Source organism: Vibrio sp. B4-6, assembly GCF_963888245.1.
Classification (GTDB): Bacteria; Pseudomonadota; Gammaproteobacteria; order Enterobacterales; family Vibrionaceae; genus Vibrio; species Vibrio anguillarum.
The window spans coordinates 1-20,316 of sequence record NZ_CAWPIM010000004.1; the positions used below are offsets into that span (position 1 = coordinate 1).

Genomic DNA, 20,316 nt, shown 5'->3' on the forward strand with positions numbered 1-20,316 from the left:
TGACCAGTCTTCGTTACATTGTCAGACTCGCTACTTTATTCAGAGTCCTAGGTTCATCTGGTGATACAGATGGTTCACACATTAAGCGGTGAACAGCGCTTCATACGACCTCACGTCGCACGCCCCAAAATAATTTAGACGAATAACGCTGTGGCATATTTTGCACCTGAAACAGCTGTACATTTTATAATCCTTGAGCGTATGTAAACTTGAGCGCTTGATGCTTCTAGTTTTTCTCTGGCTTTACGACCTAGCATCGTACTAATATCATGTATAATATTTAAATTTCAAAGGGTTATAGAATATGGCCAAGGTGCTTGAAGAGACGTTTACAGAAAGCGTTCGTAAAGGGAAAATTAAGGCTCCGAATAGTAACCGTTTTACTGCTGAAAAGTGGAACAAAGAGTGGGGGAAGTTTGAGGCAGATGCTTCAGAAAGAGACCAGAAGGTTTACAAAGCGGGAATCATCATTGATAGCTTGCTAGGTGAGGTTCGTGGAAAGTTGGCAGAACTCTATTCTAAAGCCCCTAAAACAACTTATGAAAAACTGATGTTGTCTTATGTGGCTTCCTCTAACCGAACACTAGCAGTTGCAATTAAAAATACCATAAAGGAAGTGGAAGCTAACGTTCAAGATGCTAATGCTAAAGGAGCTAACGTTCATGCAGCAATGATTGAAGCCAATATGATGGGTGATAAGAAAAGTCTTGGAGAATTGGCTCATGGGGCTGTTGATGGCTTTCAGTTGGCAGTTCGAGTTTGCCTTGGGAAAGTAGAGAAAGGTGAAAAGCTAACAGTTTCTGAAAATCCAATAGATGAAATGTCGTTTGTAATGCAGGAGTCTGGGCTCTCACAACTCTATTCGGGATACCTACATTTGTGGCAATGTGTTCTATGGTCTGATTATGACTTGATTGAGTTAGATGACGAGCACAAAGTCTTCTCTATTCAGCAACCCAAATCAGAAATTGAGGTTTCATTTCTAAGTAGCTCGAATAGAAAAGATCGTCTTTCAGGGCAGAATACCATGCTCGCTTCAAGGCCAATGATTCGCTCTAAGTTTCTTGGTGATAAATTCGTTATGATGAAGCGCGAGAACAAAAGGCGAGTGGCTTACGTCGCAAACGTCAAAGATGCTGGGGATAAGCTAATTACATTCAATGCTGAATGGAGAATTAGAGAGTTAGACCTCCAATCCCATTACCCTGAGAAGTGGTTAACTGGCGACTACGGTAAAGGTTTCTCTCTTAATGAAAGCTTGAACGTATTCCGTTGTATGATGTTGATGGCGAATACTTTGAAGCATAAATTTCCTGAAGACGATAGCGCATTCACCATTAACAAACTCAAAGAGTTTTGCCCGACAGTTCCAATCTTCTCTTTGAAAAGAGCTTTGTGCGAGGCGACAGGTTTGGCTGCGGAAAAAATAGATAAAATTCTTGAGTTTATGACTATCAAAGCATCGCCTACTAGTGATTTGTGGTGCCAGCCTCTAATTAAGACCAGCAAGAACGAATATGCGATTGTTGTTAGTGCACTGTGCTCTCCTTCTATGTTTAGAGTTTTCGAAAGATGGGTTGATGACTTGGGTATAGACCTTGGGGAAAAGGGGTACACATACGAAGATACCGTTCTAGAAGAGCTGAATGATTCCCTAGAGAAGAACACTCTAATCACCGATTACGACAAGGGAGTTAGTAAAAGAATTAGACTCGATGCAGGTGAGGAAGAGTTTGACTTGTTAGCTCGTATTGATGACCTAGTCATCATTGGTGAGGCAAAGTCTATTGTTACCACTGACTCTGAAATATCTAAAGCTCGTGCTGCTGGTATCCTTGAACATGCAGGCCAGCAGGTCACAAGGAAAACAGAGTTTTTGAAAGCCAATTTGCAAGCAATTTTCGAGCGTTTGGGCTGGAATTACGACCCTAGCGTAGATTACAAATTTGCTCAGTGCATTTTGAATAGCGGGAGGGTTTTTGTTGGTTATGAGTTCGATGGTGTTCCTGTAATTGATGAGAAAATACTGAGAGCATACTTTGCATCTGACAAAGTGAACTTGTTCAGTTTTCCGTCAAGGCAAGGAGGAACTAAGACTATTGCTTGGTTGCAGCTCTACAGTAATCTTGATGAGTTGAAATCAAACTTTCAGATATATGCTTGCAATCCACCGCAGCTAAATGAAGATGCGGATTGTTTTGAATACAACGTAAACAAATTTCCGTACATGACGGAAGACTCATACAAGGTAATCAAAAACTACTTAGTGCTTAAACAGAGATCACCTATAGAAATGCTTGAACGAGAGCATCATTTCCCAGTTGTTAAGTCTGATGATTTTGATGCCGAATTTGCTAGTGTAGATGTTGTGATGTGATAGGGAGATTGCAGTGGGAAGTTATGCTGGTGTGAATATCGGTGATCATGAGCTCTGGTCATGGAAAAACTACTACGATCAGTGGTACTTCACCAAACAGGATCGAGTTAGGGAGGTCTCTAGCGATGATGAATCTAATAATTTCATTGGTTATAAAATTGACGCTAAGGCCTTGACTAGGAGACTGCAGTTAGCAGGATATGATCTTAATTCAGCACGCTATGATTTCGAAGAAGTGAAGGCTTCTTGGATTTCAGAGATGAAAGAGTCACTTGGATATGATCACGGTGAAGATAGTGCTTTAAGCCATGAAATTACTGAAAATTTAAAGGTAGTCGAGGCGCATAGCTTCGACGATTGGCTAAGAGCACTGCCTAGAGCGTTAGAGCTTTCTCAAAACAGGTTCGAAGATGGTAACTTTGACTCCAAAATTCAGATTGAAGGTGAGCCACTATTATCTTTTATGCTTTCAGAGTTTTACGGGGTGTACGATGGTAATCAGGGCTTTGCTGGGGCTATGTTTCCTTGTAAGAGAGTCGAAACTTATGCGCTAGTTTTACTCGAAATTTCATCAGATGATGTAGTGTGTACCCTTGATATAACAGACCTTGTCTCGGGTGGTTGGGTAGATGATTTTGATGACGTTGCCCAAGTACAAGTTGGTGAAACGCATTTCTACGGGCTATTAACTGCTTCATTGGATGAGTTGAATACTTTGAGCTCAACTTCTGAGAATCCTGTTCTACAGAGGATGGTATTTGCTAGTGTTATTACAACGATGGAAGCATACCTATCCGATACAATGAAACGTCATGTGCTAAATCGCGATGCGATAAAGCGAAGGTTCGTAGAGTCTCATACTTCATTCAGTAAGAAAATGAACAAAAGTGAAGTCTTCGCATTCTTAGACAACTTAGATAGAACTCTTAATGAAGAGATAGACAGGATATCCTTTCATAACATAGACATAGTGAAAGAGCTCTATAAAAGAGTGTTGCTTTGCGAGTTTCCAGAAGATCTCCTATCTAAACTACGCCCTTTGATATTCATAAGGCATGACATTGTTCATCGGAATGGGAAGAAGACTGACGGTAATATCGTTAGCGTATCCCAGCAAGATGTTGTCGAGCTAATTGAATTAGTCACAAATGTTACTAAAGCTATCGATCTTCAGATAATCGATGGGATGCTGGTTGATTTGGTCTGAGCTAGTACACATAAAGTTCGAAATGGGTACTCAGATGCGAAAGAGTCAGATTCAACATACTTTTCCTAATTTGTGAGTTAGTTCGAAAGTATTTTCTCTAGCTCATTTTTGTCCAAAAGTAAGTTAGCAACTTTATTATCACGATGAGACGATGCTTTTATCGATATCAGACCGAAAAGCTTCTAACAATATCTTGATCTCCACGAGCGCTGCGGTAGATGTTAACTCCTTCCTTGCTATCTGTTCTTCTAACAACTCGATCTGACGTTTAGCAAGCTCAACACTTGTCTTCAGAGAAACAGCGTTGTAAACCTCTGTGTAGCCGTGAATATCTGCAAAAGCCAGGTCAATGTAGATATCTAAAGAACTAAGATTTGTGTGACCTGTCCATTGCTGAAGCTGCATTTTAAATGTTTGCGTATGAAGCAGATGTTTTCGGAAGTCGTCTTTATTATTCACCTCTTTAGTGGTCAGAATAAGCTCTTTAAGCTTGTCAGTAATGAATGCGTGTCTCCACAGGTGAGGATGCAACTCACCCTCGATACCAAGCTCTTTTTTCCATAGGTTCATGTATGTTGTCCATGAATCGGCGGATAAGCGATGACCTGTCTTTAAGCTAATAAAGAGATAGTCATGCTGAACTTTCTTCTTCCTCATTACCTTCTTTCGAACTTTGATGTAATCCGCAATCACTGATAATAAAAGATGTGGGACAGGAACCTTTCGAGTTGTGTTATCGTCCTTACGCTTTAGAGTGGTAAGAGTGAGCATACCTGTGCGTCTAGCTTCCTCATAATCGGTCATTTTAATCAAATGAAGCTCCGATACACGACCACCTAGTTGCTCCATTGCTGTATATAGCGCCATGTCCCTTCTGCGCTTATCTTTGTTTTTCTGAGTCTTTATGAACTCCCACACATGCAAGGCATCATCTTCCGAAACAGGGTGGCGTTTCTTGATTTCATCTTTTGTTGGTACAGCAGGGTGCGTAATTTTGGTGCCTTCAATGAACCCTTTATAGCCTTCCTGTTTGCGCTTGTAAGGTTTTTCAAGTATTTGAATTGAGTTAGCTTTATCCTTACCAATAAAAGAACTCAAATCATGAAAGTCTTGGATAAACTGCAAAAAATCAAGACAGGTATGAGCAATCTTTATAACCGAATTATTACTGCGTTTTAGCTCACCGAGTGGTGTTCTCTCTGCTTGTAACGATTGAATAAAAAGGGTGAATGTTGCGTCTGTAAGCTGGCTAAATCGGCTCAATAGTGGCTGTTTTTCAATAAAGTGAACCAAGTGAATAATATCGTGTGCATATCCACGAATCGTGTCACTTTTTAAGTTTCTCACCATCAAACTATGGATGTAGGCATTGGCTTCATAGCAAGGCACATGGTTACTGTAGGTTACGAAAGGAATATCCAGTGGCTTACGAAAGACAAGCTTGCCATCAAACCCAAGATGACTCCATTGCTCAAAGTCTTTAAGCTTACGAACCGCCATCATACCTCTCCATTCAGAGTGTAATTCATCTGTGCTTCAATCTTCCGATTGTGTTCTCGATAAACCTCCTGTCGCTCTTCTACTGTTCCTTCATGGTTCGCTAGCTGCTTTAGCCTAGAGCGCAGCTCTGAGACCATAACGGTCAGCAAAGAATTGCTGCGCTGCGCTGCATCTAATTCAGACTCTAGCTCTGCGACTCTATGCTTTAAACCCACGACGGTTTGCTTGTTACCTTTAGAAGCTTTCTCATCGTGATGTGCAGCCTCTATCGCCAGTTTTGCATTAATACGAAGCTCATCTATGGATAAGAAGCCTCTCTCTAGAAGTGCTTCTGAGATACTTTTGACCGTGTTTAATGAGCATGATGTGATATTACGCTCTTGGTTCTGATACTTAGCGATGCCAGATTGGGATTTGAGAGCCTTCATCAGCTCTACATCATCTTTAAACTCAGCGGGAGATGTGATTATCTCTCTCAACAGCTTTTCTGTTTCAAGTACCTTGGTTTGGTTTTTCTCTAAAACTTTCATTAGCCGAATCCTTAATCAAGGTCTTTGATTTTTAAAATAAGATTAAAGGTTTGAGTGGCATTGCCATCACTATCATCTATGATAAAAAACTCTGGTTCCAGTGTGATTTGCCCCTCTTCCAGAAGGTGAATAACCTCTGTTTCAATGTCCTGCTCTTTTTGAATTTGGCTAATATGAGGAACGGTTAGGTAAGACTCATCATCGTAATCTCCTGCTGCCTCGCTCACTGACTCTATAGTAATAGGTGTTGAGCTATCACCAGTCAGCCGCTCAGCAATCATTTTGCGAACCTCTTCTATCCCTTCGAGCTTCGCAAGTTCAGAGGTGGAATCAACCACACCACGAACAATCACACTGGCTTTAGCCCCATTTAGTACCGCCCCAGTTTCCGATTCAGAGATATAGTGATACAGATGTTCCATGTCTGAATGTCCGAGCATCCAGCGCAGAGCATCCATGCCATCAAATCCTTTAGACCAGAAGAATGCCATTGCAAAGAAGCGGCGCAATTGATGCTGACGAACATAATTACGGCGATACTCACCGTTGTCGTACTCCACCAAGTCCGTTTCGACGTAATCACACAAAGCATCGAGGTGTGTATTGTAGGTAATGTGTACTACCTGACTTAACTGGCAATCTTTTGAGTTTAAATTATTAAATAGAGACAGCTTTCCTTTGGCTAAATTTAACTCATTAGCTTTGATGTTAAATTGCTCAAGTTGCCAAATGAACCTTGCGATAGCTAAGGGAATTGGCCTTTCTATTGTTGCGTTGACCCCTTTTGAGCCAGTTTTTTTTACCTTAAATATCAGGTTGTACTCTGCTTTTGCGCCATCTTCTGAAAAGGGATTTACATTAGGTGATAGATTACCATGTGACTTCAACTTGATTAATTCATCTTGTCTTCGAGCCATGATGGCACCCACCAAGACCTGTATTGCACCTTGCAGTACAGAGAACAAATCAAACAAGCTCTCATTAGCTCGAATCCGCTCAAAGCGATTTTCAACGCTATCAGCAAAGCCTTGAGCCTGTTTTATTCCTTTTTTCAGGTATTCACTACTCAGGCAATTGATCGCCTCCGTTTGAAACCAGTAACCTCGCTCCGAACGAGACATATCTCGATGCAATTCTTCATTCCAAGCAAGGGAGTCTTGGTGTGGACGGAGTGTGTTAGAATTTTTTACAGTAGATTTGCTTCTTGCTGTAGACAGCAGCGTTAACGTTTCGTCTAGCAAAGTAACAGCGCCTTCCTCTGTCGGTAGATGCTCTTTGGCAAACTCATAGCACTGACGAATTAAATTAAACACAAACTTAGGCGGCAAGGTGCGAGTACGCCCTACTTTTTTTAAGCTAACTAACTGACTAATGTGACCTGCACTGACACGCTCGGACAAGATTGAAGGACTTGCCGCATCTTTACGCTCAAGGTTGGTATGAATCAATCGAATGGCTTCAATGTATTTCGAGATAGTCCGTTGACTCGTGCCTGTTGAGGTATCTCTATTCTCAACTGCACGATACTCTGAGTATTGGTTTGGCGCTTTGAGGTGTAGTTCTGCGTAGTTGGGGAGATTAGTGTCGTGATAAAGCATCTTACCTTTAAACAACAACTCACCCAGCACAGTACTGTTGCCAGTGTATTTTATGGCTTCTCCAGTGTGATAATAACCTTGCTCAAAAAGCCAAGCACACGCCTTCTCTCTCTCTGCTAGAAATAAGAAACTTTCATCTTGCGCAATGTCTTGGGTAACGTAGGGAAACTTCTCTTTAAACGTTTGTGCATCTGAAACACTCTGGGAAGCGTTATCAAGTAATACCTTGGTGCGCTTATCAATCTCATACACACCTTGAAAATTTCCGTGCTCAGCGTATTTCGTCAAGATGTTCAACCAGAAGTCATCATTCACATTCAGAAGGTGATATTTTGCTATCTTCAATTCTTTCGAGTGCAGCAAGACGGCATTGATGAGAGCGATAACTTTGAGAACTTTTTGATAAGCCGTTGTTGGACTGATAATCTTCCCACCGTTTTCCAGCGGATTATCTGCCGCTGTGATCCAGTATTTAAAGCTGTTTAACAACTTTTGGTGTTTTTTATCCGTGAGTTTCTTACCATCATCTAAGCACACTGTATCCCAATGTATCGTTTTTGGGTGTTTGCCAAATGTTAGTACCCACTTGTTTTCAGGAAAGCGGGATTCTAACCATTCGGGCTGTCTATCATCGTAACCGTAGATGCCAGTATGGATATTCGTGATGATATCTAATGCTCGATAGTCATCATTTGCTACTGAGAAATTGATAATATCTTCAAGAGTTTCGGCACTTAGACCATTCAAAAGCGAATGGTCTAGCACGATGCTTTCAATGAGGTTAGCAATTGAGGTATTGTCGATAGCAACACTTAACATAGCAGCGCTCCTTTAATCGTGTCAGCATTCAGTTTGTTATTGGTTGCAATATCAAGCATTCCCATCAAATCATCATCAGCACTATGCTTGCCTGAACTCAGGGTATCTAAAACAAACACTGCTGATTGATACCAGTGAGCCACAATATCTAAAAAAGATTCCTCATCATCACTACTCTCAACGACAAGGCGTATCGCCATCAAAAGCTGCAAAAGAGAGGTGGAAATAGTGTAGGTCAACTGGTCGAACGCTAAGGATTCAGAGGTTTCATTATCAGTTGTGGTCTTTTGAACAAAACCGTGGTCGAAACGCTCTGGAATATTACTGATACCGTGATTGTTTAAGAATTCCTCAATGTCCTCTGTACTCATATTCACAGCATCAAGTCGATGCACTGAATCTTTCATGGCTTCAAGTAAAATAGCGTTCTGAAACTGACGTACCCAACGTGCATTAAAGAAGTCCATGAGTGGTTTAGGAAGGTAAGAGGTCAGTAGGTTTGCATCCTTCTTTTCATGACCAAGCGCCTCGGCAACGGCATCCATTGAACGTGTTTCCAAGTAAATTTGAAAGCCTCTGTGTCGTCTGATTGAGCGTAATGAATGGATGTCAGAAATAGCTTGGGCATCTTTCAGGGTGATATCGCTGCTCTTATCAAAGAGCGTTTTATCCTGAAGCCAATCATAAAAATCATTTGCCGATAAAAGAGTGGTATTGAGGGTGCTTGGGCGCGTCGCACTGGTAGTGGTTGCAGTCAAAATCATCTTTCGCCAACTCACATTCCCTTTTTGCCTCAGGTGTTCACGGCTCATGCGTGTATGCTGTATCAAGAACTCAACTATAGATTTAGAAAACTCATTGAGCACTACTTCTTGTTGCGCATTGGTAGACCCTTTGCGTGATTTGTAACTGACCGCAATGTGTTGATTACCAACTTTCTTATAGCCTACCATATTGCCATTTACATCAAATAAGTCCCACTTTGCTAACCAAGACGGTGTTATCAGAGGATGCTCCATCACAAGAAGCGTCAAAAGAACGTTCAGTATTGAAGGGTTTGGTAAGTTTAACTCTGCGGAGAGTTGGCTAGCATTACCGTGAAACCCCAAAAATGATAGATAGTTGTCTTTCGCAGCGATGCCATGTGCATAAAAGGTTGCGACTGTATTGTCTAACTTATCTGCACCAACACAGTTTTTATATTGAACATTGCCTAACGTGCCGTTCAGTGGTTTAACTAAGCCCGTGCTCTGAAAAACTTTATTTCTATCCTCTCGCTCTAAAAGCTCATCGAATTTCAAGAGACACACATGCTTGATATGCGCCATATCTCTATCTATACGTTGCTTAATAATTAAAACAGCCTCTTCATCTTTAATTTTAAGTGGGATGTTAGCAAACCATCTAAGGTTTTCTGGCTGCGTAGCATTGCCGCCAATAGAAAAGGTAGGCGCTGCATCTTTTGGGTCTTTCCAGTCTGGCACGATGAATGGCTTGTGAGGCTCAGCAAAAACACCCGTGTTGATGAAGCACTCGGTATAATAGTTACTGATATTTCGCCACTTAACATGAAAATCTTTTGGGCAGTTCTGGGCAGCTTGGGAGCGCACAAATAGCACTTTAAACAGCTTGTGGAAAAATAGCTGCACATGATTACGACTGAGAAGGATTTCTATTGATAGTCCGTCTCGGTCGTTATAAACAGTGGAGAAACCCACAAAAAGTTTTCTGAAGCCTGTTAATGCATAACTCAGAGATGATGATTTTTGAGTAAAAGCATAGTTTTTTAGAGCAAGATGAACCTTGTTTGTAAACGCTTCGCCAAAATTAACATAAAGCGTATCAAGGTGAGCCTCATGTTCTTTGCCTTCTTTTGATGTTACTTGCCAACCATCAAGGTAGTCAGCTTTTGATTTATCTATATTGTGCTTTCGAAACTGAGCTAGACAGCTCGAAACGTCTGTTGAGAATTTAGTGGGCGAAAGCTTTACGTCATTGAGGTCAAGTTGCTTATCTTGCGCAATGTAGCGGAAAAGGACTTTGAGTAGATTACCGTAGTTATATCGGTACCTGATAGTGATATCATCATTGCTATAAACAAATCCAATGAGCGACTGGAAGTGCGCATTAAGTGAACTTGAGTCATTCAGTATATCCAATGCACTGTAGTTACCTTGCCCAACCAAGTAGCAGTAAGCTGCATAAACATTCAATACAGGCTGTATTGTATTTTTGTGAACTGAGGATTCAGCAGCAAGTGTTAGGTAGTTAGAGTATTCGACTGACAGTGCAGTTTTTAATAAAGAAAGCTCATTTAGTGTTTTTACATTCACAACCACATTCCATAGATTGACAACTCATAACTACACTAGTTGTCATAGTGATTAGTGTCAATGTAAATTTAAGATATTAATTAGCGTTTTAATTATTAATATTCAACAATTTATTTAGTTTTTGATAACTTTTAATTATTGGGATTACGGACGTTTCATCAAGAAACAATAACCCATTGTGTGCCAAAGAAATTTCCCCCGGCCTCGGAATAGAACCGCCACCGACCAGCGCCGCCATTGAACTGGAATGATGAGGCGAGCGAAATGGCCTTTGCTTCCAGTTGTGCTGGTTGATGTCTTGTGGAGTCAGAGAAGCAACCGAAGCAGTTTCCATCGCTTCATCTTCATTCATTTCTGGTAATAAATCACACAACCGAGAGGCAAGCATGGTTTTACCCGTTCCGGGTGGACCGAGAAAAAGCAGGTTATGGTTGCCCGCGGCTGCGATTTCTAACGCTCGCTTTCCTTGCTGTTGACCAATGATATCTTGCAGATCGCGAGTATTTTTCGCTCGGCATAGTTTAGGTTCGGTTTGAAAAAGAGAGAGGGTTTGCTGGCCACACAAATCAGCACACACCTCAAGCAGCGTTTGCGCCGATTTATGCTGATCCTTTGCCACTAACGCGGCTTGATCACCATTACCATGAGGCACCACCAAACAGCGCTTGGCTCGATTCGCAGCTAAAGCGGCGGGTAACACACCTTTAACAGGACGCAACTCACCAGATAAGGCTAATTCACCAATAAACTCATACCCATCTAACTTCGTTAGCGCTATCTGCTGTGAGGCTGCCAAAATCCCCAACGCGATCGGTAAATCAAATCGACCACCCTCTTTGGGGAGATCCGCAGGGGCTAGATTGACCGTAATACGCTTGGCGGGAAACTCAAAGCGGGAATTAATGATAGCGCTGCGCACGCGATCACGAGACTCTTTGACCGTCGTTTCTGGCAAGCCGACCAACGTAAAACCGGGCATACCATTGCTAATATGTACTTCAACTGTCACTGTCGGTGCTTGCACGCCAACACTGGCTCGGCTGTGAATAATTGCGAGTCCCATTTCATTCCTTTGTTGTTGTTTAAAAAGTGTTCGTTCTGTTTCTGCGCCCTTATTTGCACACGAGAGATTGTTATATAGCTTGTTGTGATGCTGAAAGAATGTGAAAAAAGAATGAGTTTTTGCTTGTCATTTAACGGAATTGTGTGTTACCACTAGAGACGCAAACAATTTCGTAAGATATTACGCCAACTATTTTAAGAATTAAGTGATGAATTTGAACGCTCACATTAACCTACTGCTAAGCCTGATTATCGTGGTCATTATTGATTCCGCGCGGGGGCTAGTGGGCGCAAAATAACCACCAGATTCAAAAGACCCCCGCACTGAAAAGTCCGGGGGTTTTTTTACAACTATTAAACTAAAAAGTTCATACTGGTTGGTGATTATCCAACCCGATATGACAGGAAGAATGGGAGCGCACATGAAGTGCAAACACAACATGGTTTACTGTGCCATACACAGTTTGGGAGGGTTACGATGACAGGAGCACAACTGGTTGTAGCCGCATTAAAGCAGCAGGGAATCAAAACCGTTTTTGGTTATCCCGGCGGTGCTATCATGCCAATCTATGATGCATTATACGATGGCGGTGTAGAACACATCCTCTGTCGCCACGAACAAGGTGCAGCCATGGCGGCGATTGGCATGGCGCGCTCGACACAAGATGTCGCGGTGTGCATGGCCACCTCAGGACCCGGAGCGACCAATTTGGTCACCGGTCTTGCCGATGCATTTCTTGACTCAATCCCCCTCGTCGCCATCACCGGCCAAGTCGCAAGCTCGCACATTGGTACCGATGCTTTTCAAGAGATGGACGTGATTGGTATGTCACTCTCTTGCACCAAACACAGCTACCTCGTTACCGATATCCACGATCTCGCACCCACCCTTGCCGAAGCCTTTGAGGTAGCGAAAGCGGGTCGCCCCGGCCCGGTGATTGTGGATATCGCTAAAGATGTACAACTGGCAAAAACCCCCGTGACTGAGCTACCTGCGTTCACTGCGCCAGCCATGCCAGTTGCCAGCCAAGAGCAGCTTCACGCAGCGCAACAACTGCTTTCACAAAGCTCTCGTCCTGTATTGTATGTTGGCGGTGGCGTTCAACTGGCCAAAGCGACCGATTCCGTACGCGAGTTTTTACGCCTCAATCCGATGCCATCAGTAAGCACTTTAAAAGGCTTGGGCACGATTGAGCGCCATGACCCGCATTACCTTGGCATGCTTGGTATGCACGGGACTAAGGCGGCAAACTTGGTCGTTCAAGAGTGTGATTTGCTGATTGTGGTTGGAGCGCGCTTTGATGACCGAGTAACGGGAAAGCTGGATACTTTTGCACCACACGCCAAAGTGATTCATATCGATATCGATGCGGCCGAGTTTAATAAACTCCGTATCGCCAATGCGTCACTACGTGGTGACATCAATCTCATTCTTCCACAACTGGAACTGACGCGTGATATCGCACCGTGGGTTCACCACAGTGAAAGTTTGCGCAGTGGCTTTAAGTGGCGCTATGACCACCCGGGCGATCTCATTTTTGCGCCATTGTTACTCAAACAACTGTCCGACATGATGCCCGATTCAGCCATCGTCTCAACCGACGTTGGCCAACATCAAATGTGGGCCGCGCAGCACATTCAGCCGCGTGCTCCACAGAACTTCATCACCTCAGCTGGCCTTGGCACTATGGGCTTTGGGTTGCCCGCCTCAATGGGTGCTGCCGTTGCTCGCCCAGATGATCAATCCATTCTCATTTCCGGGGATGGCTCGTTCATGATGAATGTTCAAGAACTTGGTACGCTCAAGCGCCGCCAAATCCCGGTCAAGATGGTACTACTGAACAACCATCGTTTGGGTATGGTGCGCCAATGGCAATCGCTGTTCTTTGATGGCCGCCATAGTGAAACGATTTTGGATGACAACCCAGATTTCGTGATGCTAGCTAAGGCGTTCGATATTCCTGGCAAAACCATCACCAAAAAAGAAGAAGTTGAACCAGCACTTAAAGAAATGCTGGCCAGCAAAACAGCTTATCTGCTTCACGTTTTGATTGATGAAGAAGAAAACGTATGGCCGCTTGTACCACCGGGCGCCTCAAATAGTGATATGTTGGAGAACACCTAATGGATAGATACCTATTAGACATCAAAGCCGATGATAAACCGGTGCTATTAGAGCGTGTTCTGCGCGTGATTCGCCATCGTGGATTTGTGATAAAACAAGTGGCCGCAACGCAAAACCACGCCAGCAAAGTCGCCAGTGTTGAAATCATTGTTGATAGTGATCGCCCCATCAGCACACTGATCAATCAAATTGAAAAATTATGGGATATTCGCAGTGTCGATGTCACCCCAATAAAAAATAACGAACTACCGAATAACAATTTACAACAAAAGATTTGTGCATAAGGAAGGCAATAAATGGCAACAAAAACTGCAGATTACATTTGGTTCAACGGTGAAATGGTTCCGTGGGCAAATGCAAACGTTCATGTACTGACACACGCAATGCACTACGGCACCTCGGTGTTTGAAGGTGTGCGTTGTTATAACACTCCTAAAGGTCCAATCGTCTTCCGTCATAAAGAGCACGCTCAACGCCTGAAAGATTCAGCAAAAATTTACCGTTTCCCTATCCCCTATACGATAGAAGAGATCATGGAAGCGACACGTGAAACATTGCGCGTCAATAAACTGGATTCAGCCTACATTCGCCCACTTGGCTTTGTTGGCAACGTTGGCCTTGGCGTTTGCCCACCAGTGAATACTGAAATGGAGTTAATCATTGCCGCCTTCCCTTGGGGTGCTTACTTAGGTGATGAAGCGCTAGAAAATGGTGTGGATGCGATGGTTTCTAGCTGGCATCGCGCTGCGCCAAACACCATTCCAACCGCAGCCAAAGCGGGTGGTAACTATTTATCGTCTCTGCTTGTCGGTGGTGAAGCTCGTCGTCATGGCTATGCCGAAGGTATCGCCTTAAGCGTGGATGGTTATTTATCTGAAGGTGCAGGCGAAAACATTTTCGTCATCAAAAACGGTGTGCTGCTCACGCCACCAACCACCAGCTCCATCTTGCCGGGCATCACGCGTGATTCGATCATGACGCTGGCTAAAGAAATGGGTTACGAAGTGCGTGAAGTGAACATTGCGCGTGAAGCACTCTACCTTGCTGACGAAATTTTCATGACCGGCACCGCCGCCGAAATCGTCCCTGTACGGAGCGTAGACCAAATTACGGTTGGAGAGGGCAAACGTGGGCCAATCACGAAAGTGATGCAAGAAGCTTACTTTGGCCTATTTAACGGCACCACTGAAGACAAGTGGGGCTGGTTGGATTACGTGTACCCACAACCGAAGTAATAGAGGACGATAGACAATGCCAAAGTATAGATCCGCAACAACGACACACGGACGTAATATGGCTGGAGCGCGCGCATTATGGCGCGCCACTGGCGTCAAAGATGAAGATTTCGGTAAGCCGATTATTGCGGTGGTTAACTCGTTCACTCAATTCGTACCGGGCCACGTGCACCTCAAAGATATGGGTCAATTGGTTGCGGGTGAAATCGAAAAAGCCGGCGGCATCGCCAAAGAATTTAATACCATCGCGGTAGATGACGGTATCGCCATGGGGCATGGCGGCATGCTGTACTCACTACCATCACGCGAGTTGATCGCAGACTCTGTCGAGTACATGGTTAATGCGCACTGCGCTGATGCGATGGTCTGCATTTCCAACTGCGACAAAATCACCCCTGGGATGATGATGGCGGCACTGCGCATTAATATTCCCGTCATCTTTGTTTCTGGCGGGCCAATGGAAGCGGGTAAAACCAAGCTTTCTGATCAAATCATCAAACTCGATTTAGTCGATGCGATGATCCAAGGCGCTGACCCTAAAGTCTCCGATGCACAAAGTGAACAAATTGAACGCTCGGCCTGCCCAACCTGTGGTTCTTGTTCTGGCATGTTTACCGCCAACTCAATGAACTGTCTCACCGAAGCGTTGGGGCTTTCTCAACCAGGTAATGGTTCAATGTTGGCCACGCATGCCGATCGTGAGGCGCTCTTCATCAACGCAGGTAAACGCATTGTTGAATTAACCAAGCGTTACTACGAACAAGATGATGCATCCGCCTTACCGCGTAATATTGCCAACAAAGCCGCATTCGAAAATGCGATGGCGCTCGATATTGCCATGGGCGGCTCAACCAACACCGTATTGCACCTATTAGCAGGCGCTCAAGAAGGTGAAATCGATTTTGACATGGGTGATATCGACCGCATGTCACGCCGCGTACCTCATCTGTGTAAAGTCGCGCCATCGACTCAAAAATATCATATGGAAGATGTACACCGCGCGGGTGGCGTGATGGCGATTCTTGGTGAATTGGATCGCGCCGGTCTCATCAACAATCAAACTCGCACCGTGTTGGGTTTATCGATGAAAGAGCAGTTGGCTCAATACGACATTATGCAAACGCAAGATGAAGACGTCTTAACCTTTTTCCGTGCCGGTCCTGCGGGTATTCGTACCACTAAAGCTTTCTCACAACAATGCCGATGGGATCGCCTCGATGACGATCGCAAAGAAGGCTGTATTCGTACCAAAGAGCATGCTTTTAGCCAAGATGGTGGCCTAGCCGTCCTATCAGGCAACATTGCCGTTGACGGCTGTATTGTCAAGACAGCAGGGGTTGATGAAGGTAGCCTGAAATTTGCAGGCCCAGCCGTGGTCTTTGAAAGCCAAGAAAGTGCCGTTGAAGGTATTTTAGGCGGTAAAGTGAAGGCTGGTGATGTTGTCGTCATCCGCTATGAAGGCCCGAAAGGCGGCCCGGGTATGCAAGAAATGCTTTACCCAACCACGTACCTCAAATCAATGGGGCTAGGCAAAGAGTGCGCGCTACTGACTGACGGTCGTTTCTCTGGGGGGACTTCCGGTTTATCAATTGGTCACGTTTCTCCAGAAGCTGCGAACGGCGGAACGATAGGTTTGGTGAATTCTGGGGATATTATCGCCATCGATATTCCAAACCGCTCCATTACGCTCAACGTTTCAGAAGCTGAACTGGCTGAGCGCCGCGTAAAACAAGACCAGCTCGGTTGGAAACCTGTCAATCGCCAGCGTGAAGTCTCTTTGGCATTGAAAGCCTACGCAAGTATGGCCACCAGCGCTGATAAAGGGGCTGTTCGAGACAAATCTAAGCTAGAGGGCTAGCGGATGAGCGACTCAGGTAACGCAACTCAAACTGGCGCAGATTATCTGCGCCAGATCCTGCGCGCCCCCGTGTATGACGTCGCAACGGTGACGCCATTGCAGGATATGCCCCGCTTATCGGCGCGCATCAAAAATCGCGTTCAGCTCAAGCGTGAAGATCGCCAGCCTGTGCACTCTTTTAAATTACGCGGCGCTTATAATATGGTGTCGAGTTTATCTGAGGTGCAAAAACAAGCTGGGGTGATTGCCGCGTCAGCAGGCAACCACGCGCAGGGAATGGCTCTATCGGGAACAAAATTAGGCATTAAAACCACCATTGTGATGCCTAAAACTACCCCTGATATCAAAGTCGAAGCGGTGCGCGGTTTTGGCGGTTTGGTGATTTTGCATGGCAACAACTTTGATGAAGCCAAAGCCGAAGCGGAACGCTTGGCTCACGAGCAAGGTTATACGTTTGTCCCACCGTTCGATCACCCACTGGTCATTGCAGGGCAAGGCACGATTGGCATGGAAATGCTGCAACAAAATGGCCACCTTGATTACATTTTTGTACCAGTCGGCGGTGGCGGTTTAGCCGCTGGGGTCGCGGTGCTCATCAAACAGCTGATGCCAGAAATCAAAGTCATTGCGGTTGAACCTGAAGATTCTGCTTGTTTAAAAGCAGCACTCGAGGCAGGTAAACCCGTGGTGCTTGACCAAGTCAGCATGTTTGCCGACGGTGTCGCGGTAAAACGTATTGGTGATGAAACCTTCCGTTTGTGTCAGCAATACATTGATGGCCACATCACGGTATCAAGCGATGAAATCTGCTCGGCGGTTAAAGATATCTTCGAAGACACGCGTGCGATTGCCGAACCTTCTGGAGCGCTTGCTCTGGCTGGTCTGAAGAAATTCGCGGAAAAACATAAGCTGGTGGATAAACAGTTAGGCACCGTACTTTCAGGGGCTAACACCAATTTCCACGGCTTGCGTTACGTGTCGGAGCGATGTGAGCTAGGCGAAAAACGTGAAGGGCTTTTGGCGGTGACCATACCTGAACGTCAAGGCGCGTTTTTTGAGTTTTGTAATATCATTGGCGGTCGCGCGGTCACCGAGTTCAACTATCGCTATAACGATGACAAGCTGGCCAACATTTTCGTCGGTGTACGCCTGTTAAGTGGGCAAGAAGAGCTCGACAACATCATTCACGATTTACGCCAAGGTGGCTACCCTGTGGTGGATCTATCGGATGATGAAATGGCCAAACTGCATGTCCGTTATATGATTGGAGGCAAACCCTCTAAGCCGCTAAAAGAGCGATTATACAGCTTCGAATTTCCGGAATATCCGGGCGCTCTGCTGAAATTTCTCAGCACGCTTGGCACACACTGGAACATTAGCTTGTTTAATTACCGCAATCATGGCGCCGATTATGGCCGCGTATTGTGTGGTTTTGAACTCGAAGAGAGTGATTTAAACCGCTTCTCCGCTCACCTTAGAGAATTGGGTTACCAATGCAAAGATGAGACGGACAATCCTTCATACCAGTTCTTCTTATCCTAAAGCTCAATGCCAGTCCCACGACTGGCATTTTTTATGAGTGATGCATAATACGCATAGAACCAATGCTAAAGTTTCATTTTAGTCATAGTTAATTCAGTACTACACTTAGCGACATCTTATGCTTGCTGTGCCAATCTGGAGATCCGAATGTTTAAAGCGTTAATCCTTAATCAACAAGAAAAAAACACAGTTGCCACCATTGAACAAATCGACGAATCACAATTACCGCAAGGTGAAGTTTTAGTCGCGGTCGATTACTCATCATTGAATTACAAAGATGGTTTAGCCATTACAGGTAAAGGCAAAATCATTCGCAATTTCCCTATGGTACCGGGCATTGATCTTGCGGGAACCGTACTTGAATCTCAAGATACTCGCTACCAAACCGGTGATAAAGTTGTACTAACCGGCTGGGGAGTAGGTGAAAACCATTGGGGTGGTATGGCGCAAAAAGCACGCTTGAAAGCCGATTGGTTAGTACCACTCGCGCACGGCCTTGATAGCAAAAAAGCGATGATGATTGGCACTGCTGGCTTTACTGCCATGCTTTGCGTGCAAGCCATTTTAGATGCGGGTATTCAACCGGAAAAGGGTGAAATATTGGTGACGGGTGCCAGTGGCGGCGTGGGTTCAGTTGCTGTAACACTATTAGCTAAGCTAGGTTATACAGTTGCTGCGGTAACGGGTCGTGTTGAACAAAATGGTCCACTGCTAGAAAAACTAGGAGCAAGCCGCATTATTGATCGCAGCGAATTTGAAGAACCAGCTCGTCCGCTGGAAAAACAGATTTGGACTGGCGCGGTCGATACAGTAGGCAGCAAAATGTTAGCCAAAGTGTTAGCCCAAATGGACTACAACAGCACGGTTGCCGCGTGTGGTTTAGCGGGTGGTTTTGATTTACCCACCACCGTCATGCCGTTCATTTTGCGCAATGTACGCCTGCAAGGTGTCGACTCCGTCTCTTGCCCGCTAGAAAAACGCATGGCAGCATGGGAAAGCTTAGCGAAACTGCTACCTGCAAGCTACTTTGAGCAAGCGTGTGAGGAAATCACCCTCGAACAAACAGCGCAGTACGCTGAAACGATCACCAATGGTCAAGTGACTGGTCGCGTGGTGATTAAGCTTTAAACCATTCATTCATCAAGCTTTGGTCTTACTCAAAGCTTGATGATTTTTACCCCTCTAACTGCATCTCTTCAATACGCTTAGCAATCAACCGACTGCACTCTTGTTTGACGATCTGCCTTAACCATTCTTGGGCAGGAGAATGCTCACATCGCGAGTGCCAAATCATAGAGTAGTCAAACGGCGTAAACTGAAACGGTAACGGCTTCACCACCAATGCGTAACGCTCTGCCACTAAATAGGCCAGATCCGCAGGCACCGTAATAATCAATGGCATGGTATCAACAATCGCTAGCGCGGCTTCTAAATGATAGGCTCTGAGCACCATTTTCCGTTTAGGCTGCCCACTTAATGCTTGCTCAATTAAGGCATTAACACCATCACTGATCGCAATCATCGCATGAGGGTATGTCAGGTAATCCGCTAAAGAGATCTGCCGATTCGCCAACGGATGGTGTTGGGAGAGCAAACAAAGCACACCGACTCGCCCAAGTACCTCACTCATCAATGGTGCTACTGGCGACGTTGGGCGACAAATCGCTAAATCAGCCCCTTCATAAGTCAGTTGATCGGCCAACCTATCATGCTGCAAAGGTAAAAACTCAAACGACACGTTTGGTGCCTCTTGATATATCCTTGGTAAAGCAAACGGTAAGATGGTCTGCATTGCGTAATCTGTCGTGGCAATGGTGAAGGTTTGTTCACATTGCTGGGGGTCAAATTCAACAGGTGAAAGGATTTGACGTAGAGACTCCAATGGCTCGCCTAAGGCGCGATTAAGCTCCAGCGCTTTTTCAGTCGGAATGAGATGCTGACCTTGGCGCGTAAAAAGAGGATCATTGAGCAGATCACGTAACCGACCTAATACACGGCTCATGGCTGACTGACTAAGATTTAAACGCTGGGCCGCTTTACTGACACTGCTCTCTTCTATCAACACTCTCAGTGCAATCAATAAATTCAGATCGCGACGATAGATATCTTCCAACTCCATGCAATAACCCC

Annotated in this window: 13 protein-coding genes and 1 pseudogene; 8 read left to right on the forward strand and 6 right to left on the reverse strand. The window is 44.8% G+C overall.

From position 1 onward, the window contains the following. The first annotated feature begins 304 nt into the window (after positions 1–304). Together AACV20_RS01155 and AACV20_RS01160 are read left to right on the forward strand one after the other, a co-directional pair. Positions 305–2,377 (forward strand): hypothetical protein, encoded by a 2,073-nt coding sequence (locus AACV20_RS01155; RefSeq protein WP_170907822.1) that lies wholly within the window; start codon positions 305–307, stop codon positions 2,375–2,377. A 13-nt stretch (positions 2,378–2,390) separates the two neighbouring features. Further along, on the forward strand, positions 2,391–3,584 hold the full coding sequence (locus tag AACV20_RS01160; protein ID WP_088728801.1) for a HEPN/Toprim-associated domain-containing protein: 1,194 nt from the start codon (positions 2,391–2,393) through the stop codon (positions 3,582–3,584). Positions 3,585–3,722: 138 nt separating this feature from the next. Here AACV20_RS01160 and AACV20_RS01165 read toward each other — a convergent pair whose 3' ends face one another. The 5 genes and pseudogenes from AACV20_RS01165 to AACV20_RS01185 all read right to left on the reverse strand — a co-directional run. Next, positions 3,723–5,084, reverse strand: a complete 1,362-nt coding sequence (locus tag AACV20_RS01165; protein ID WP_170907831.1) for a site-specific integrase — start codon at positions 5,082–5,084, stop codon at positions 3,723–3,725. Further along, on the reverse strand, positions 5,084–5,614 hold the full coding sequence (locus tag AACV20_RS01170; RefSeq protein ID WP_095470098.1) for a hypothetical protein: 531 nt from the start codon (positions 5,612–5,614) through the stop codon (positions 5,084–5,086). The genes AACV20_RS01165 and AACV20_RS01170 overlap by 1 nt, the downstream gene beginning before the upstream one ends. Positions 5,615–5,625: 11 nt before the next feature. After that, positions 5,626–8,031 (reverse strand): integrase, encoded by a 2,406-nt coding sequence (locus tag AACV20_RS01175; protein ID WP_170907823.1) that lies wholly within the window; start codon positions 8,029–8,031, stop codon positions 5,626–5,628. Then, positions 8,025–10,364, reverse strand: coding sequence for a hypothetical protein (locus AACV20_RS01180; protein WP_170907824.1), 2,340 nt, complete (start codon positions 10,362–10,364; stop codon positions 8,025–8,027). Before AACV20_RS01180 ends, AACV20_RS01175 begins: the two co-directional genes overlap by 7 nt. A gap of 154 nt (positions 10,365–10,518) precedes the next feature. After that, a pseudogene (locus AACV20_RS01185) lies at positions 10,519–11,427 on the reverse strand (YifB family Mg chelatase-like AAA ATPase); the annotation flags it as partial. A 477-nt stretch (positions 11,428–11,904) separates the two neighbouring features. Here AACV20_RS01185 and ilvG point away from each other — a divergent pair. The 6 genes from ilvG to acuI all read left to right on the forward strand — a co-directional run bounded on the left by ilvG (position 11,905) and on the right by acuI (position 19,314). Further along, positions 11,905–13,551, forward strand: a complete 1,647-nt coding sequence (gene ilvG / locus AACV20_RS01190) for an acetolactate synthase 2 catalytic subunit (protein WP_017044151.1) — start codon at positions 11,905–11,907, stop codon at positions 13,549–13,551. Then, on the forward strand, positions 13,551–13,835 hold the full coding sequence (ilvM, locus tag AACV20_RS01195) for an acetolactate synthase 2 small subunit (protein ID WP_010319930.1): 285 nt from the start codon (positions 13,551–13,553) through the stop codon (positions 13,833–13,835). Before ilvG ends, ilvM begins: the two co-directional genes overlap by 1 nt. 12 nt (positions 13,836–13,847) lie before the next feature. Further along, positions 13,848–14,786: a branched-chain-amino-acid transaminase gene (gene ilvE, locus AACV20_RS01200; protein WP_010319931.1), complete on the forward strand. Its 939-nt coding sequence runs from the start codon at positions 13,848–13,850 to the stop codon at positions 14,784–14,786. A gap of 16 nt (positions 14,787–14,802) precedes the next feature. Next, positions 14,803–16,644 carry a dihydroxy-acid dehydratase gene (gene ilvD, locus AACV20_RS01205; RefSeq protein ID WP_017046358.1) on the forward strand — a complete coding sequence of 614 codons (1,842 nt, stop codon included), beginning with the start codon at positions 14,803–14,805 and terminating at the stop codon, positions 16,642–16,644. Between the two features lie 3 nt (positions 16,645–16,647). Further along, on the forward strand, positions 16,648–18,186 hold the full coding sequence (ilvA, locus tag AACV20_RS01210) for a threonine ammonia-lyase, biosynthetic (protein ID WP_017046359.1): 1,539 nt from the start codon (positions 16,648–16,650) through the stop codon (positions 18,184–18,186). A gap of 147 nt (positions 18,187–18,333) precedes the next feature. Next, a complete protein-coding gene (acuI, locus tag AACV20_RS01215; protein WP_170889558.1) occupies positions 18,334–19,314 on the forward strand; it encodes an acrylyl-CoA reductase (NADPH) in 981 nt (326 codons plus the stop codon). A gap of 46 nt (positions 19,315–19,360) precedes the next feature. On the opposite strand, the gene AACV20_RS01220 is transcribed toward acuI, so the two are convergent. Next, positions 19,361–20,305 carry a LysR family transcriptional regulator gene (locus AACV20_RS01220; RefSeq protein ID WP_013855564.1) on the reverse strand — a complete coding sequence of 315 codons (945 nt, stop codon included), beginning with the start codon at positions 20,303–20,305 and terminating at the stop codon, positions 19,361–19,363. Between the last annotated feature and the right edge of the window lie 11 nt (positions 20,306–20,316).

Coding starts and splice junctions, on each gene's coding strand:
- ilvA (WP_017046359.1), top strand. CDS start 16,648: ATGAGCGACTCAGGTAACGCAACTCAAACTGGCGCAGATTATCTGCGC.
- ilvG (WP_017044151.1), top strand. CDS start 11,905: ATGACAGGAGCACAACTGGTTGTAGCCGCATTAAAGCAGCAGGGAATC.
- AACV20_RS01220 (WP_013855564.1), bottom strand. CDS start 20,305: ATGGAGTTGGAAGATATCTATCGTCGCGATCTGAATTTATTGATTGCA.
- acuI (WP_170889558.1), top strand. CDS start 18,334: ATGTTTAAAGCGTTAATCCTTAATCAACAAGAAAAAAACACAGTTGCC.
- AACV20_RS01175 (WP_170907823.1), bottom strand. CDS start 8,031: ATGTTAAGTGTTGCTATCGACAATACCTCAATTGCTAACCTCATTGAA.
- ilvM (WP_010319930.1), top strand. CDS start 13,551: ATGGATAGATACCTATTAGACATCAAAGCCGATGATAAACCGGTGCTA.
- ilvD (WP_017046358.1), top strand. CDS start 14,803: ATGCCAAAGTATAGATCCGCAACAACGACACACGGACGTAATATGGCT.
- AACV20_RS01170 (WP_095470098.1), bottom strand. CDS start 5,614: ATGAAAGTTTTAGAGAAAAACCAAACCAAGGTACTTGAAACAGAAAAG.
- ilvE (WP_010319931.1), top strand. CDS start 13,848: ATGGCAACAAAAACTGCAGATTACATTTGGTTCAACGGTGAAATGGTT.
- AACV20_RS01155 (WP_170907822.1), top strand. CDS start 305: ATGGCCAAGGTGCTTGAAGAGACGTTTACAGAAAGCGTTCGTAAAGGG.
- AACV20_RS01165 (WP_170907831.1), bottom strand. CDS start 5,084: ATGGCGGTTCGTAAGCTTAAAGACTTTGAGCAATGGAGTCATCTTGGG.